Here is a 15,185-nt window from a genome sequence, read left to right as displayed (position 1 = left end):
GCCTGGCTCCCACACTGCCCGGCGGTGCGGTCCCCGGAGCGCATGGGCAACCTTGATGCCCACGGATGCAACAGGGAGGACATGCCATGGCCGACCAACGCGAGCCGCAGGGAACCCACAGCCACCAGGAGGGCTCCATCGAGGAGCGCAGGGCCCGGCGTCGCGCCGCGCACGCGAGTCAGACGTATGCGGCCTTCATCAAGCGCCTGTGTGACAGAGGGGGCATGTCCCCCGCGGTGGCGCAGCAGGCCGCGGTGTCGGTGCTCTGCGCGGTGGAGCAGCGCATCAACAGCGACGAGACGCGGGACCTGGAGGCCCAGTTGCCGAACAAGTTGGCGGACCTGCTCCACCGCTGTGAGCGGCACGAGGACGAACTCCCGGGCAAGTTCGGCCGCGAGGACCTGTTGCGGCGCGTGGGCGAAGACCTGGCGCTCAACCCGGACGCGGTGGAGCCCGTGGTACGCGCGGTGCTCAACTCCATCCGGGACCTCATCAGCGAAGGAGAGGCCGAGGACGTCATGTCGCAGCTCCCCGAGGATTTGCGAGAGCTGTGGCGCCACCCGGTATGAGGTCACTCGTGTCGCTTCCCAGGGGCCGGGACCTCAGGCCAGCGCCAGGGGCCTCGCGTGCATGCCCGAGGCCTCGCGAAGCGGCTCCGCCCACCAGGGCTCCGACATGACGAGGACGTCGCGTCCATCCACGCGGGCCACCATGCCGCCGGGAGCGACGACCGAGAAGCGCGGGGCGCGCCCCAACGCGGTGGTCAAGGCCTCCATCGTCGTCTCATCCTCGCTGGAGAATCCGAGCGGCCCGTCCGGGTGGCTGTGGGCCACCTCGGTCAGCTCGGCCCTCAACCGCCAGATGGCCTCCCAGCGCTCGCGCGAGTCCGGGAGGAGGGCGGGGTTGTCGGACACGTCGCACCACAGCACCTCGCCCTGCTGGCCAATGAGCAGACACACCTCGCGCGTCGACATGGCGGTTCCTCCCCGTTCCTCAGACGTGTCGGGTCATCACCAGCACGTCGGTTTCGATGGCCTCTCGGATGACGGACGGCAGGCTCTCCAACGTCACCTCGCTGTCCGCGCCCGCCAGGCAGATGCCGGCGTCCACGACCTGGAGCGAGTCCGCATCCACGACGGAGATGAAGCGCTCCCCCATGAAGACGTACGTCACCTCCATCGCGTTGCCGGTGAGGCGGCGCTGGGCCGCCAATCGCGCGCCTGAACCTGCCAGGGCTGCCTCCGCGCGCGACCAGTCATTCGCGGGCGACGACCTTCCCGCGGAGCGACCGCTCCGTGCCGTCTGTCGCCGCGCCTGCTCCGCCCAAACGCTCGCCAACTGCCGGGCTCGCTCCGCGTCACGCGCCTCCTGGTCCCGGACCTGGGCCAGGGCCGCGCGTGCGGTCCGGGCGCGCTGGTGGGCTTCGCGCTCCGCGCTCAGGTGGCGCAGGCAGGACTCGGCCTCGGGCCGGCCTCCCTCTGCCACGGACAGCACGCGTCCCCGCGCCTCGGCGGGCGTGAAGCGGATGTCCAGCGCCCGCGAGGTCTGCTCCAACAGCGTGTAGCCGAACGCCGCGCGCAGCGAGGACGCCACGCCGCGGACCTCCGCGAGCGAGCGACCCTCCTCGAGCGCGCGCCGCGCCGTGTCCTCGGCCTCGCTCTCGAAGTCGACGCTGTCGAACAGCAGCGAGCCATCATGCCAACGTCGCGCGGAGATGGGCGCCAGCCGTGGCGGCTCCTCCTCCGGCATCAGGTCCAGGGGCTCGGCCACCGCGCCCTCGCGCACCAGCCGCGTCCCCCAGACGTGGCCCCGCACGCGGGGCAGGGCGTCCATCCCCTCTGGGGCGGCTTGCTCACGGGCCGTGGCGTCCCGCCCCTTCATCTCGAAGCGCCACCACCCCGGCGCGACCGGGGTGGTGACACGGAGGCGGCGCGAGGCGGCGTCCACGGTGCCGCCGCCCAGATACGGCAGCACCACCGACTCCACCTTCCCGAGGAACTTCCGGTAGTCCACGACCGCCTCCTTCCTTCCTGTCGCGACCGCGACCTCACGCCACCTTCAAGAGCGGCGTGCGCATCACCCGCTCCACCCAGCCGGACTGGCTGGCGCCGGGGGCCGTCGGCGCATCCAGCAGCGCCTTGAGCACCCGGGGGACCTGGTACGGGTCGGAGAACTGGTCCACGTTCACCTCGCTGAAGGGGACCTTCAGCTGGCTCGCGCACGTGCGGACCGTGTTGCCACGGGCCCCCGCCACGCTCACCAACAACGCCAGCGCCGCCACCGTGTAGCCGCAGTCACGGAAGGCGCGGGCGAACTGGTCACCCGCCTCACCCGCCTCGTCGCCCACCACGATGACCACCAGCTTCGCCCCCTCCGGCACCCGCACCCCCGCTCGATTCAACGCGTGGACGCCCGCCATGTGGGCGGTGCCACCCGAAGCCTTCAGGTTCGCGAGCATGTGCTGCACCGCCGCGCGGTTGGACGCCTTCGGCTTGAGGACGGTGCCCATCGTGTCGAACGCCGCGATGTGCAGCTTCTCCTCCGGGAACCCGGCGAGGATGCGCGCCAGCGCCTCCTTCGAGTTCTCGATGGCGCCCTCCATGGAGCCCGACTTGTCGATGAGGAACATCACCCGCACGTCGGTCTCCGCCGTCGCCTCCGCCACCGCGTGTCGCGCGGCGTTGTCGCTCGCCTCCTCCAGCTTCTGGCGCAGCGCCTGGCTGCGCACGTTCTTCGCGATGTTCAGCGCCCGCTGGTCGGTGGCGGTCTGCACCGCCTTCTCCCAGCGCGCGCGCACGGACGGCTCCGCCAGGAGCCCCAGCTCCTCGAGGGTCGGCGTCATCAGCCGCAGGTCGCGGTCCGACAACGAGGGCAGGAGGGCCGCCATGATGGCCGGCGTCAGGCCCACGTCCTTCGGCAGCCGGCCCACCACCTCCTTGTAGGAGAGGCGCTCCAGCTCGACCCACTCGCAGATCTCCGCCTCCGACAGCCCGTCGAAGCGCTCGCGCTTGACCAGCGTCAGCCCGTCCAGTCCCACCGTGCGGTGCCCGCCCTCAGCCTGCTTCTGCTTCCAGCCGAGCACCTCGAAGAAGCCCTGCGCGCGCGGCTTGTACCCCGCCTTGCGCGCCAGCCTCTTCAGCGTCTCCTTGTAGCCGGCCTTCACCAGTCCCTGGAGCATGGTCGGGTTGGCCTCACGCGCCGCCAGCCACCGCGTCGCCACGCGCTTCCAGCGGCCCAGCGGCGCCTTGCGGGACGCCGGGTCGCCGAAGCCCGCCTCACGGTTGAGGCGCGCGATGTCCGGCTGCTCGAGCAGCTCCGCCACCCGCAGCACCGCCTTGGGCGTGAGCATGCGCGTGGACTTGCGCTCGTAGTGCAGCACCATGGCCTCGCCGATGGCCCGCCAGTCGTCGTCGTGGAACGCCACCGCGCCGTCGTCGCCCCGCACGGGCTGACCCGCGTGACCCTGCACGAGCATCAGCGCGCACGTGGCCACCTTGAGGTCACGCCAGTCCGTCTGCGTCAGCGCGTACGACGCGAAGTGCGCCATCAGCTCCGAGTTGAGCCGGTAGATGTCGAGCAACTGCCGGTAGAGCTTCACCGCCGCGGGCACGAACAGGCCGGGCTTCACCGGACGGCCACGGGCCTTGAGCTGGGGCAGGGCGTGCGCGGCGGCGTGCCATACGCCGTCCACGTCGAGTCCGGGGCGGTTGTGCCACAGGTGGGCGGAGCCGCTGAGCACCAGGTCCAGCAGGCGCTCGGCCGGGCCGAGCTGGGCCTCGGGCAGCAGGGACGGGTTCTGGGGCGTGGTCATGAAGTCCCCCTTCGGGACGTGCCGCGGGTCAGGCGTGGCGCGGACCTCTCGCGTCATGGCGAGAGGAGTGCGCCGCGCGTGGGAACGCGTGGACCCCTCCCGGGCCTCCTGGAGGAGTCACGGGCGGGTCCACGCGAAGCTGGGATGGAGGGAAAGGGTGCGCCCGAGTGCCGAGGCCGGTGCGTCTGGAGTCAGGTCCAGTGATCTACCGATTGATCTACGGGGCCATGTAGCCCCGGCGGGACTCGAACCCGCATCTCACGTGTGCGTGTAGGACCCCGGCGGCCGGGCGCGAAAGCGAAGAACCGGGAGGTGCGGTCAGCGACGGGGGCTCACGAATAGACGCACACGTCGCCATGCACCGGGAATCGCGCCACCTCTTTGCCACCCCGGTAGGTCTTCCGGGCCGGCACCGAGACGAGCTCCCACGACGGGAGCACCACCGCTGTCAGCGACCGGCCGTAGACGCACCCGGTGTCGATGCCCACCGCGTGCTCGGTGACGAGCGGTCGGTCGAAGACGGTGTGTCCGAAGATGACGCGCTCGGGTCCCTTCCAGTGGTGCGTCCAGAAGGTGAAGCCTTCCGGGGCCTTGGAGGGCCAGTAGCTCTTGGTCGCTGGTGGCTGGATGCATTGGGCATGCAGCAGGTGGTACGGATTCTGCGCCTCGACGGGCAGGTCGGGGAGCATGCCGGCGTGCACGACGACGGCGTCGTGCTCTGGCAGCCGCAGGTAGTGGGGCAGCCGGGCCATCCAGTCGTAGTGCTCCGGCTCCAGGGCTCGCCGCGTCTCCAGGTGGTCCGGGAGCAGGCGCTCGTCCGGGCGGCGCCGCTGTTGGAGATGCGCCTCCTCGTGGTTGCCCAGGACGGCCTCGTGCCGCATGGCCAGCTCCACGCACTCCCGGCGGCGGGGGCCCCGGTCCACCAGGTCGCCCGCGAAGATGACGCGGTCGCTGGAAGTAGCCCCGACCTTGTCGAGCAGCTCCAGGGCCTCGTCGTAGCAGCCGTGGAGATCTCCGATGACGATGGTACGGGGCGACATGACCAGGGGTTCCTTGAATGAAGATTGAGCGCCCGAGTGGGAAGGCCGGAAGGCTGAATCCCGATTTCAGTGCCGGACCGCCGGCGACCATCTGCCCCGAGGGGTAGCTGGGTGGAGTCGAACCACTGCTTGTGGGGCCTCTCCTGCCGGGCGCTCGAAAGCGATGCGGCCAGGGACTCGGCCAAACCTGGATTCCTGACAGCGGGGCGCCCGGTGGGGAGCCCGGTCCGCCCTCGGGGGTGAATTGTCAGGAAGCCGGCGCCGCCGGCGTCGGGCCTTCCAAGGTGTCCCACCCGCCCGGTACCACCGGGGGGAGGGCCCCCTGCTCCACTCGGAGGCTGCCTGCGGATGCCAACGTGGTACTTTGCCGCGCCACATCCCCGTAATCCCATCTCCCGGGGCGGTTCTCCGGGCACAGCCCCCAGGTCCTTCCGGTGTACGAGCAGCTCTCGGATGACGAATTGTTCGCGGAGGTGGTCCGCCGCCGCGCCACTGACGAGCCCTTTGGAGGGCCGCTCGGGACGTTGGTGCAGCGGTGGAACCGGCCTGCCCGTTACGTCATCAGCAAGATCCAGGCGAGCTACGGTCGCGGGTCCCCAGCGGACGCGGACGAGCTCTTCCAGGACGCGGTGGGGAAGTTCCTCGACCGCGGCCTGGACCAGTTCCGGGGCGTCTCGCAGCAGATGCCCGGCCGGAGCGCGTCTCCCAAGACGTTCTTCCTGCGCATCGTCAAGCACGTGGCCATCGACTTCTACCGGCGGCACCGCGAGGAGCTCGCGGCCCCTCCGTCAGACCCCGATGACGCCATGGAGGAGCCGCCTTCCGAGACGGCCCGCGCGGTGGAGCTGGGCCGGCGTCGCGAGGAGCGCGCCGAGGCCCAGGAGCTGTACTGGGCGGCCTTCGCCCGACTCCAGCAGGAGCACCCCAAGGAAGCCTCGGCGTGGGAGCTGTACCACCACGAGGACGTGGAGGATCACGAGGAATGCGCCCGTCGTCTGAACATCAGCGTCGTCAATTCCTACAAGCGCGTCAGCCGCGCCCAGGCCTACTTGAAGCTCTACCTGCTGGATCTCCAGCGCGAGTCACCCGGGGAGGAAGCGTGAGCCTCCTGTCCGGTCATATCCCGGGGTATTCAGGAGGAATGAATTCATGAACACCGCAGCCATGTCCCGCTATACCGCCCGCCGTCAGCAGCTCACCGCCGGGTCCTCTTCTCCTGGTGTCGTCCTGGAAGTCGCCGGGGATCTGCTGAGACGCTCGAGGCAGGTGGGGACCGAAGGTGTGGAGGATGCCCTCCGGGGCCTCGGTCGGCGGGAAGTGGAGACATGGCTCCAGGCGCAGAAACCGCAAGCACTCCAACCCGTGTTGTTGAGGGCGGCGGAAGAAGCGGTGGAGGTGGTGTTGGACGGGGGCGAGGAAGCGGAGATGTGGCGCCTGTCGGCGATGGAGGGCCTGGCCGCTCGCGACAGGGCGGCCTCCGCGGTGGTGGCGCTGGTGGCCTGGGAAGCGCTCCACGGTCCTCTCGACGGCGAGGCGGCGCGAAACCTGGAGCGCTTTGTCGAGGGCCTGGGGAAACTGGATTCGGCACTCCGCCCCAGGGCCCGTTGGTTCATCCCACTCAATCCGCAGCGCCGGCAGGAGCGCGACCTCCTCGAGCCCGCCGAGCAGGACAAGGCCTGGTGGTTCTCCGCCCGGGCCGGCTGCGATGACCTGGTGGCCACCTGGACGGGTGGAGCCCAGTCGTCGACCCCCCACCTCCAGGGCTGTGCGGACTGCCGCGCGGACATCGCGGACGCGGCGCCCGTGGATTCGCCCCCGCGCCGCCACCTGACGGAGGACGACCTCTGGCGCTTCGACATGGGGCTGATGAGCGAGGACGAGCGCTCCCGCGTCGACGCGCACACCGCACGCTGTGGCGAGTGCGCCCAGGCGGTGCTGGCGCTCGGCGAGGGTGACGACGCCATCGAGGATGCCCTGGAGATGGAGGAGGGCGACGCGGGCCTGTCCCCCGCCGCGCGTACGTCCCGTGCCCCGGTGTCGCAGCGCCCCCTGGCGGCGCGCCACCCGGAGCACCGCGAGGTGCTGGAGGAGCGGCGGGAGTTCCGCGTGGTGCTGGTGCGGGAGCGTCAGCGCGTCCGTCTGCTGGTGCAGCCCCTGGCGGGGCGCACGGTGACGGCGGCGGTGTTCCTCAGTCCGGGACGTCCCTCGCTCAAGCCGTCCAACGGTCCGGAGGGCCTGTCCTTCGACCTGACGACCGCGTCCTCCACCGGCGCGCGCTCCGCCCACCTGTCGGTGCAGGCGGGCAACGAGACGATGGAGAAGGACTTCGCCTTCTGACGGAGGCGGACGTTGGACGGGGGACCCGCGTCGAGGCGCGGCCCCCGCGCGTCGTCACTGGATCTCGGGGCCGCCTCCGCGCTCCGCCGTGTCGAGCGCCTGGCGGCTGCGGATGGGCGGCTGCGGGATGGGGAAGCTCCGCGGCGGGAGCGTGTTGCGGAAGCCAGTGGCCAGGAATGCCATGACCAACTGGGTCGCCGGAGGCCGCGTGCCCAGCGCCGCGCCGCACACGTCGAGCTGGTCCATCACCCGGGGGCCATCCGTGCGCTGGTAGCGGTTGCAGGACGCTTCCACCTGCGCGGTCTTCTCTCGCAGCATCTCCCGCGTCAGCCGTCCCCACTTCATGGTGAGCGCGTCCGCGTTGACTTGGATGAGCACCGGCTCGCCGCCCCAGGTCCCCTCGATGGTGGTGCGGGGCCCGCCTGCCTTCACCTTGAGATCGACCTGACGCTGGCCGAACGTCCCCGTCACCTCGATGCCGTGCTCGTAGAGCTCCTCTCCGAGGATGCTCACCCAGACGCCGTCCGTGCGGCGGGTGTACGGCTTGTCCGCCGCGACGCGCCCGTGGTTGAACCACACGTCGCCCACGCGCCCGATGGGGACCTGGTCGTTCCTCGAGACGACGGGCTCGGCGTCGTCGAGGCTGGCGGGGCCGGTGGAGGCCACCAACTGCCGCGAGGCGAGCAGATCCGTCACCGCCACCGAACCATCCACCACATCGAAGCGGACCCCATCCAGCCAGGCCTGGCCGGTGCCGCTCATGATGAGGCCGGCCATGATGGTGGTTGCCTCGGGGGGCACGTCGAGCACCACCTCGTAGCGCTTGCAGCCCCGCGTGCCGACCAGGGCGCGCGACTGCATGTTGTCGAAGGCGAGCGGCTGCTTCGGGTCCGGGCCCTCCACGCGCATCCACAGGCCTGCCCAGCCCTCCACGTCCTTCACGCGCGCGGCGGCGGAGAAGCGCAGCCGCTTGCCGCGGAAGTCCTGTGCGCCGAAGGCCTGCATGAAGGTGCCGTAGCCGTTCTCGTCGGTGGAGAGCGAGCGCAGGAAGGCGCTGCGGGTGCCCTCGCAAGGGGACCTGGTGTCCACACCCGCCTCGTAGCGCTTGGGCGCGCTCTCCGTGACGTACCAGCCCACCGGCAGCTTCTGGGCGCTGCCCGACGCTCCCGCGTGGGCCATGGGAGCGGCCAGCGCGAGCAGCAGGGCAACGAGCTTCTTCCGGAAGTCCATGGTGGCCGTCCTCACAGCGACACGGGCTGGCGCGCGCTGAGCGCGCCCTCGGGGAGGCCCGTGCGGGCCTCGTAGCGAGGCACCTCGGCGGTGCCCCAGGGGTTCATGACCAGCAGGCCCCGCTCCGCGGCTTTGCGCGTGCAGGCTTCCTGCGTGGCCAGGTCCGGACAGGCCACCATGTTGGTGGGAGGCTCCTCCTCACCCAGTGCCACCGTGGGGGGCTGGGCGTCCAGCACGCGCGGCACGGACGCGCCGCCGCGTGCCGGTTGCTGCACGCGCGCCACGACCAGGGCCAGCGCGGCCGCCGCGGCGATGGCGGCCACGGCCGTGCCCGCCGCCCTGTAGCGCGCGCTCCAGCGGGCGGGGCGCACGACGCGCTCCTCGCCGGGGAGGGCCTGGGCGACCTCGTGGAGCTGTTCGGACAGGAGGGCCTCTTCCTGAAGCAGCCGGGCGCATGGCTCACACTCCAGTGTGTGGGCCTCCAGCGCCGCCGCCCGCTCCGGGGCGAGCGCGCCCAGGATGTATTGCTCCGCGGAGTCGCGGGTCAGGTGGGGCTTAAGCATGGGTTTCCTCCTCGAGCGCGGTCCGCAGCTTCTTGCGGACCTCGCACAGGATCTGTCGTACGCGCTGCACGGACAGGCCGACGCGCGCGGCGACTTCGGCATGGGGGAGTTCCTGGCCGTCACAGGCCAGGAGGAAAACGCTCCGCGCGCTCGGCGACACCTGGGCGAGCGCGGCGTGGGCGCGGGAAAGCTGCTCTTCCGACAGGAGGCGGCGCTCGGCGGAGACCGAAGGGTCCACCGGGTGCTGGCGCTCGGGAAGCTCCTCCACCGCCCCGGAGATGGATTCGCGCCGGGCGCGACGGGCATCGTCCGCGGCCAGGAAGGCCGCCTGGGTGAGGGCGAGGTTGGGCAGGCGCAGCTCCGTCAGCAGCCCACGCTGCTGTTGTTGGATGAGCCGCGCCCAGGTCTCCTGGGCCAGCTCATGCGCCCGGTCCACCCGGACGCCTCGGGCGAGGAGCGATACCACGACGCGGCGGTGGTGGCGCGCAACCAACGCGTCCCAGGCCGCGCGGTCGCCGGTCAGGGCCCGGCGCGCCAGGGCTTCCTCGTCCCCCGCGCGCGCCGGCTCCTCCATCGGCTCCTCGGCTTCCCTCGACAGTCGAACCGTCGTCATCCGCAGGCCCTGCACGGCTGCACCCATGCCGTCTTCCCGTCGCTCCGTGGCGTGGCCGGGATGCGGCCGCTCCCCGGTGCCCGAGTAACGTGTGTCCGAGGCGGACATATCGTCGTCGGTGGGGAATGTGTGGGTGCGGGTGGTCAAGGGTCAGTTGACGGCGGGGCTTTCCCCCGAGGCCCAAGGGAGGTTGGAGAGGCGGACGACGCCCTGGCAGCGGGCGCACATGCGGCCCTGCGCGTCGTACACGCGGGCGGTGGCGAAGAGCAGGGTGAGGCCCTGGCTGTCGATTTCGGCCTCCACCCGCAGGTGGTCGCCGGTGACGGGACGCTCGAAGCTCATGGAGAGCTGCACGGTGGCGCAGCGGCGGCTGGGGTCCACGAGCGCGCCGCTGGTGCCGATGGCGAGGTCGAAGAGGGCGGCGAGGATGCCGCCGTTGACGGCCGCGGCGCTGCCCACCCCGCCCCGGTGCTCCGGACGGACCTCCGGCAGGGAGATGACCACCTTGCGTCCCTCCGGGAACGACAGGTGCGCGCCGAAGTGACGCAGGGTGAGGCTCTGGTTGAAGAGCGTGGCGTAGCGGTCCAGGTCGGCCTGGGACGGCCGTGAGGGGGGGCCGGACGGGGAGTCGGACATGGGATGGCTCCCTTTATATCCGAGCGGGGCGGGGCCAGGGGACGGGCGGGCGGGCCGGGGTGGTGGAAGGGTCCCCACTCGACGGAGAAAGACGTTAGAAGCAGGCGTTTCCTCCTGAGTCACCCGTGAACGCCCACGAATCCGCACTCCTCGAAGACCTGAATCCCCCGCAACGCGAGGCCGTGTTGCACGGCGAGGGCCCGCTGCTCGTCCTGTCGGGCGCCGGCAGTGGCAAGACGCGCGTCATCACCCGCCGCGTGGCGCATCTGGTGAAGGTCCGGGGGGTCTTCCCGTGGCGCATCCTGGCGGTCACCTTCACCAACAAGGCGGCGCGGGAGATGCGCGAGCGCCTGGTGCAACTGCTCGGGCCCCAGGCGAACGACCTGGTGGTGAGCACGTTCCACTCGTCGGCGGCCATGATTCTGCGCCGCGAGGCGGAGCACGTGGGGCTCACCCGCTCGTTCGTCATCTACGACGACGGGGATCAGCTCAACGTGGTGAAGCGCGCCATGCGCGAGGCGGGGCTGGAGCAGTCCATGCAGCCGCGCGAAATCCTCAGCCGCATCGACCAGGAGAAGAACGCGGCGCGGCTTCCCGAGGACATGGTGGTGGAGCCGGGTGACGAGCGCGGTCAGTTGGTGCGCAAGGTGTACCGCGCCTACCAGGACCGGCTGCGCGCGGCCAACGCGGTGGACTTCGGCGACCTGCTGCTGCTGCTGGTGTCGCTCTTCAAGAAGAAGCCGGACGTGCTCGCCAACTACCGGCGCCGCTTCCACCACGTGCTGGTGGACGAGTTCCAGGACACCAACCCGGTGCAGTACGAACTGCTGCGGCTCCTGGCGCCGCCCCCGTCCGCGAACCTGGTGGTGGTGGGCGACGACGACCAGTCCATCTACCGCTGGCGCGGCGCGGACGTGGGCAACATCCTCGAGTTCCCCAGCGAGTACCGCGGCGCCCGGGTGGTGAAGCTCGAGCAGAACTACCGCTCGGACCGCAACATCCTCGACGCGGCCTACGAGGTCATCCGCAAGAACACGCGGCGGATGGAGAAGAAGCTCTGGTCGGACCGGCCGGCGGGCCAGACGCTGTCGCTGCTGCTCAACCGCGACGAGCGGATGGAGGCGCAGGAGGTGGCGCGCCAGATTCTCGCGCTGCAGCGCGAGGGCTTCATCAAGTTCTCCAGCATGGCCGTCTTCTACCGGGTGAACGCGCAGAGCCGCGTGCTCGAGGAGGCGCTGCGGCTGGCGCGCGTGCCGTACACGCTGGTGAGCGGGCGCAGCTTCTATGACCGGGCGGAGGTGCGCGACGCGTCCGCGTACCTGCGGCTGATGGTCAACCCTCGCTCGGACGCGGACCTGCTGCGCATCATCAACACCCCGGCGCGCGGCATCGGCGACACCACGGTGGAGCGGGTGATGGACCACGCCAACACCGTGGGACAGAGCCTCTACGAGGTGCTCGCCGCGCCGGAGCGCATCCCCGCGCTCAACGCCACCGCCGTCAAGCGGCTGCGCACCTTCCGCGCGCTGTTGGAGTCGCTCACCGGCTTCGCCCAGGGCACGACGGACGCCGCGAGCGCGGTGGACGAGATGCTGCGCGAGACGAAGCTCGTCGAGACGCTGATGGCCGAGGGCAGCGACGAGGCCCAGACGCGCGCGGAGAACCTTCGCGAGTTCCTGGGCGCCGCCCAGGAGTTCGACCTCAACCGCGCCGCCGCCGCCGTGGCCGCCGCCAGCACCCCCCCCGCGGAGGTGCCGCCGGAGGTGGACGCCGCGCCGCTGTCCGCGGACACGCCGCCGCTCCAGGCGTTCCTGGAGCAGATCTCCCTGGTGGGTGACGCGGACGCCGAGGTGGGCGAGGGGCGCGTGGCCCTGATGACGCTGCACGCGGCCAAGGGCCTGGAGTTCGACGCGGTGTTCCTCACCGGCCTGGAGGATGGCGTCTTCCCTCACTCGCGCGCCCTCAAGGGCGAGGACCCGGACGACGGCGAGGAGATGGCCGAGGAGCGCCGGCTCTGCTACGTGGGCTTCACCCGCGCGCGCAAGCGGCTCTTCGTGAGCCTGGCGCAGTGCCGCTCGCTGTTCGGCGAGCTGCGCTACAACCCGCCCAGCCGCTTCCTGCGTGACGTGCCTCCGGCCCTGTTCGGCATCAGCGAGCAGGACGTACCGGAGCCCCCGCGCGCGGCCCCGGTTGCGCCGCGCAGGCGCACCTGGGACGAGGACGACGGGCCGCGCATCGACCGCTCGTACTCGCAGGCCTCGGACATGGAGGGCATCGGCGGGGACGTGCGCGGCATGCGCGTGCGCCACGAGCAGTTCGGCGTGGGCCGCATCGTCGCCACGGATGGCACGGGGCCCAACGCCAAGGTGACGGTGGAGTTCGGGGGCGCCGTGGGCCTCAAGCGCGTCATCGCCCGCTTCCTGCTGCCAGGGTAGTGGGGGAGAGAAGGGTGCGCCCGAGTGCCGGAGCCGGTGTCTGTCAGATTAACGGTCTGGTGCCTTCGACCACTCGGCCATCCCTCCGCGAGGAGGGAGCTGGATTCGAACCAGCGAGATGAGTGCGTGTCGGGCCTCGGCTGACGGGCGCGCGAAAAGGGACGCGCGGTGGGCGCGGAATCTGACGACGGGCCTCAGGACTTCGGGGGACGCAGGCGCCACGACAGCACGCGCCCGTCCATCCCCAGCACGAAGACCTGCCCTCCCAGCACCACGGGCCGGGTGCGCAGCGGCGTGTCCGTGCGCAGGGAGATGGCGTGTGCCGGGTCCCGCGGCGCGAGCACCACGAGCCGTCCCTGACGGCCATTGGTGGGCACCACGAGCTGCTCCCCGTGGGCCTCCGCCACGCCGGTGACGAGCGGCGCGGGCAGGGGGAGCCGGGCCACCTCCTTCCCCTCCGAGGGCGACAAGCCCACCAGCACGTCCGTGTCGTCCACGCGCGCGCCCACCCACAGCGTTCCCAGCGCGAGCGACGGGGGGCTGGTGAGGGCCCGCGCTGGCGACTGCTCCCACAAGGGGCTCCCATCCTCCAAACGCATCGCCCGGACGCGGTGCTCCCGGGTGGTGGCGAAGACGACGTCCTTCGTCGCCGCCAGGCCGAGCACCCCGCGGACCTCCTGACGCCACGCGCGGGCGCCGTCCGCCGTGGACAGCGCCACCAGGCCCACGTCGCCCAGCGCGACCACCAGCAGCCCCTCCGACAGCACGGGCGCCGGGAGGCCTCGGGCGGGGTCCAGGTGGGCCTCGTCGGCCTTGGGGGCGGGTGTCCGCCAACGGACCTTGCCCGTGTCCACGGCGTGCGAACGCACCGCGCCATCCGGCGCCACCACGTACACCGCCGTCCCGTCCTCCTCGGCGACGGGAGGGGTGAGCACGGGGGCCTCGCCGGTGAGCCGCCAGCGCTCCGTCCCGTCGGAGAGCGCCAGCCGGGCCAGGTCTCCGGCCACCGTCCCCACGACGACGCTGTCCGCCGCCACGACCGGCCGGGTCGCCACCTCCCGGCCCAGCTCCACCCGCCAGACGACGTCCCCGGCCCGGTTGACGCGCAGCACCGCGCCGGCCTCGTTACCGGTGAGGACGCCGTCCGACAGGGCCGTCAGCCCCGCGCGGGAGGATGCATCCGTGGAGTACCGGAACGCCGTCTCCGCGGGCTCCCGGCAGCCCACGGCCGCCACCACTGTCAGCACGAGGGTGGGAAGCAAGCGCCTGCATGGACACGCGCGGGGCGACATGGTTTGGAGGATGGCGTAAGGAAGGAAATTCGACCATGCCTACGATTAGCGACGACGAGATTCCCAGCGCCACGGGCATCCCCTCCGGCGCCCGCCGGACGGACTTCGTGCCGCCGCCCACACTGACGGTGACGGAGGAGCTGCTCCACGCCCTCCCCAAGACGGACCTGCACTGCCACCTGGATGGCTCCATGCGGGTGAAGACCATCCTCGAACTGGCCGAGCAGCAGGAAGTGAAGCTGCCCGCGGACACCGAGGACGGCCTGGCCCGCGCCATCCACATGGGCGAGGTCTGCAAGAGCCTGGAGGAGTACCTCGTCGCGTTCGACGTGACGCTCTCCGTGCTCCAGACGGCGGACGCCCTCTACCGTGCCGCATACGAGCTCGCGGTGGACGCCGCCGCGGAGAACGTGCGCTGGCTGGAGGTGCGCTACTCGCCCGCCCTGCACCTGCAGAAGGGCCTGAAGATGACCACGGTCATCGACTCCGTGCTGGAGGGCCTGCGCGTCGCCAAGCGCGAGACGGGCATCAAGTGCGGCGTCATCGTCTGTGGCATCCGGCACATCAACCCGCAGACGTCCATGCGCCTGGCCGAGCTGTCCGTGGCCTACAAGAACCGCGGCGTCATCGGCTTCGACCTGGCGGGCGCCGAGGCCAGCTTCCCGGCCAAGGACCACAAGGACGCCTTCCAGCTCATCCTCAAGAACAACGTCAACTGCACCGCGCACGCGGGCGAGGCGTACGGCCCCGAGTCCATCTCCCAGGCCATCCACAACCTGGGCGCCCACCGCATCGGCCACGGCACGCGGCTGCGCGAGGACGGCGACCTGCTCAACTACGTCAACGACCACCGCATCCCGCTGGAGGTCTGCCCCACGTCCAACGTGCAGACGGGCGCGGTGTCGAGCCTGGCCGCGCACCCGCTGAAGTTCTACTTCGACTACGGCCTGCGGGTGACCATCAACACCGACAACCGCCTCATCACCGACACCACGGTGACGAAGGAGCTGTGGACGGCGCACAAGGAGCTGGGGCTGTCGCTGGACGACCTGGCCACCATCATCGTCTCCGGCTTCAAGAGCGCCTTCCTCCCGTTCCGGGAGAAGCAGGACATGCTGCGGGCGGTGAACCAGGAGATCGCCGCCACGCTGGCCGCCTTCGACAACAAGAAGCGCAGCGGCGCGGTGAAGCAGACGGCCTGAGTTCGGGCCTGGAGCGCGTGCGGCGG

General features: G+C 71.2%; 14 protein-coding genes and 1 tRNA gene. 5 read left to right on the top strand and 10 right to left on the bottom strand.

The annotated features are described in order from the left end of the window. The first annotated feature begins 86 nt into the window (after positions 1–86). Positions 87–569: a DUF2267 domain-containing protein gene (locus LZ198_RS04780; protein WP_253970668.1), complete on the top strand. Its 483-nt coding sequence runs from the start codon at positions 87–89 to the stop codon at positions 567–569. 33 nt (positions 570–602) lie between these two features. Here LZ198_RS04780 and LZ198_RS04775 read toward each other — a convergent pair whose 3' ends face one another. The 4 genes from LZ198_RS04775 to LZ198_RS04760 form a co-directional block, all read right to left on the bottom strand. After that, positions 603–974 carry a hypothetical protein gene (locus tag LZ198_RS04775; RefSeq protein ID WP_253970667.1) on the bottom strand — a complete coding sequence of 124 codons (372 nt, stop codon included), beginning with the start codon at positions 972–974 and terminating at the stop codon, positions 603–605. A gap of 19 nt (positions 975–993) precedes the next feature. Continuing rightward, positions 994–2,013 (bottom strand): hypothetical protein, encoded by a 1,020-nt coding sequence (locus LZ198_RS04770; protein WP_253970666.1) that lies wholly within the window; start codon positions 2,011–2,013, stop codon positions 994–996. 34 nt (positions 2,014–2,047) lie between these two features. Then, positions 2,048–3,811 (bottom strand): vWA domain-containing protein, encoded by a 1,764-nt coding sequence (locus LZ198_RS04765; RefSeq protein ID WP_253970665.1) that lies wholly within the window; start codon positions 3,809–3,811, stop codon positions 2,048–2,050. 332 nt (positions 3,812–4,143) lie between these two features. Further along, the gene (locus LZ198_RS04760) at positions 4,144–4,851 is read right to left on the bottom strand and encodes a metallophosphoesterase (protein ID WP_253970664.1); all 708 of its coding nucleotides are present in this window, start codon (positions 4,849–4,851) and stop codon (positions 4,144–4,146) included. Positions 4,852–5,285: 434 nt separating this feature from the next. On the opposite strand from LZ198_RS04760, the gene LZ198_RS04755 reads away from it, so the two are divergent. Both LZ198_RS04755 and LZ198_RS04750 read left to right on the top strand, forming a co-directional pair. Then, positions 5,286–5,954, top strand: coding sequence for an RNA polymerase sigma factor (locus tag LZ198_RS04755; RefSeq protein ID WP_253970663.1), 669 nt, complete (start codon positions 5,286–5,288; stop codon positions 5,952–5,954). A 46-nt stretch (positions 5,955–6,000) separates the two neighbouring features. After that, a complete protein-coding gene (locus LZ198_RS04750; RefSeq protein WP_253970662.1) occupies positions 6,001–7,188 on the top strand; it encodes a hypothetical protein in 1,188 nt (395 codons plus the stop codon). Positions 7,189–7,242: 54 nt separating this feature from the next. Here LZ198_RS04750 and LZ198_RS04745 read toward each other — a convergent pair whose 3' ends face one another. From LZ198_RS04745 to LZ198_RS04730, 4 genes are read right to left on the bottom strand one after another with little or no spacing between them, the layout of a single operon-like run. Next, positions 7,243–8,418 carry an AraC family transcriptional regulator gene (locus LZ198_RS04745; protein WP_253970661.1) on the bottom strand — a complete coding sequence of 392 codons (1,176 nt, stop codon included), beginning with the start codon at positions 8,416–8,418 and terminating at the stop codon, positions 7,243–7,245. An 11-nt stretch (positions 8,419–8,429) separates the two neighbouring features. Beyond that, the gene (locus LZ198_RS04740; RefSeq protein ID WP_253970660.1) at positions 8,430–8,981 is read right to left on the bottom strand and encodes a zf-HC2 domain-containing protein; all 552 of its coding nucleotides are present in this window, start codon (positions 8,979–8,981) and stop codon (positions 8,430–8,432) included. Continuing rightward, positions 8,974–9,741, bottom strand: a complete 768-nt coding sequence (locus LZ198_RS04735) for an RNA polymerase sigma factor (protein ID WP_253970659.1) — start codon at positions 9,739–9,741, stop codon at positions 8,974–8,976. Before LZ198_RS04735 ends, LZ198_RS04740 begins: the two co-directional genes overlap by 8 nt. A gap of 3 nt (positions 9,742–9,744) precedes the next feature. Then, a complete protein-coding gene (locus tag LZ198_RS04730) occupies positions 9,745–10,230 on the bottom strand; it encodes a PaaI family thioesterase (RefSeq protein WP_253970658.1) in 486 nt (161 codons plus the stop codon). 125 nt (positions 10,231–10,355) lie between these two features. Between LZ198_RS04730 and LZ198_RS04725 the strand changes: the two genes are divergently transcribed. Further along, the gene (locus tag LZ198_RS04725; RefSeq protein ID WP_253970657.1) at positions 10,356–12,665 is read left to right on the top strand and encodes an ATP-dependent helicase; all 2,310 of its coding nucleotides are present in this window, start codon (positions 10,356–10,358) and stop codon (positions 12,663–12,665) included. On the opposite strand, the gene LZ198_RS04720 is transcribed toward LZ198_RS04725, so the two are convergent. Both LZ198_RS04720 and LZ198_RS04715 read right to left on the bottom strand, forming a co-directional pair. Further along, a tRNA-Asn gene (locus LZ198_RS04720) sits at positions 12,666–12,752 on the bottom strand. It lies immediately after the preceding gene. A 107-nt stretch (positions 12,753–12,859) separates the two neighbouring features. Then, positions 12,860–13,927: an outer membrane protein assembly factor BamB family protein gene (locus LZ198_RS04715; protein ID WP_323381928.1), complete on the bottom strand. Its 1,068-nt coding sequence runs from the start codon at positions 13,925–13,927 to the stop codon at positions 12,860–12,862. Between the two features lie 65 nt (positions 13,928–13,992). On the opposite strand from LZ198_RS04715, the gene add reads away from it, so the two are divergent. Beyond that, positions 13,993–15,159, top strand: a complete 1,167-nt coding sequence (gene add, locus LZ198_RS04710; RefSeq protein WP_253970655.1) for an adenosine deaminase — start codon at positions 13,993–13,995, stop codon at positions 15,157–15,159. Positions 15,160–15,185 lie beyond the last annotated feature (26 nt).

It is taken from the genome of Myxococcus dinghuensis (assembly GCF_024198235.1).
Taxonomy (GTDB): Bacteria; Myxococcota; Myxococcia; order Myxococcales; family Myxococcaceae; genus Myxococcus; species Myxococcus dinghuensis.
Note: the sequence above shows the minus strand (reverse complement) of the source record. Positions and strands in the feature narration are given on the sequence as shown.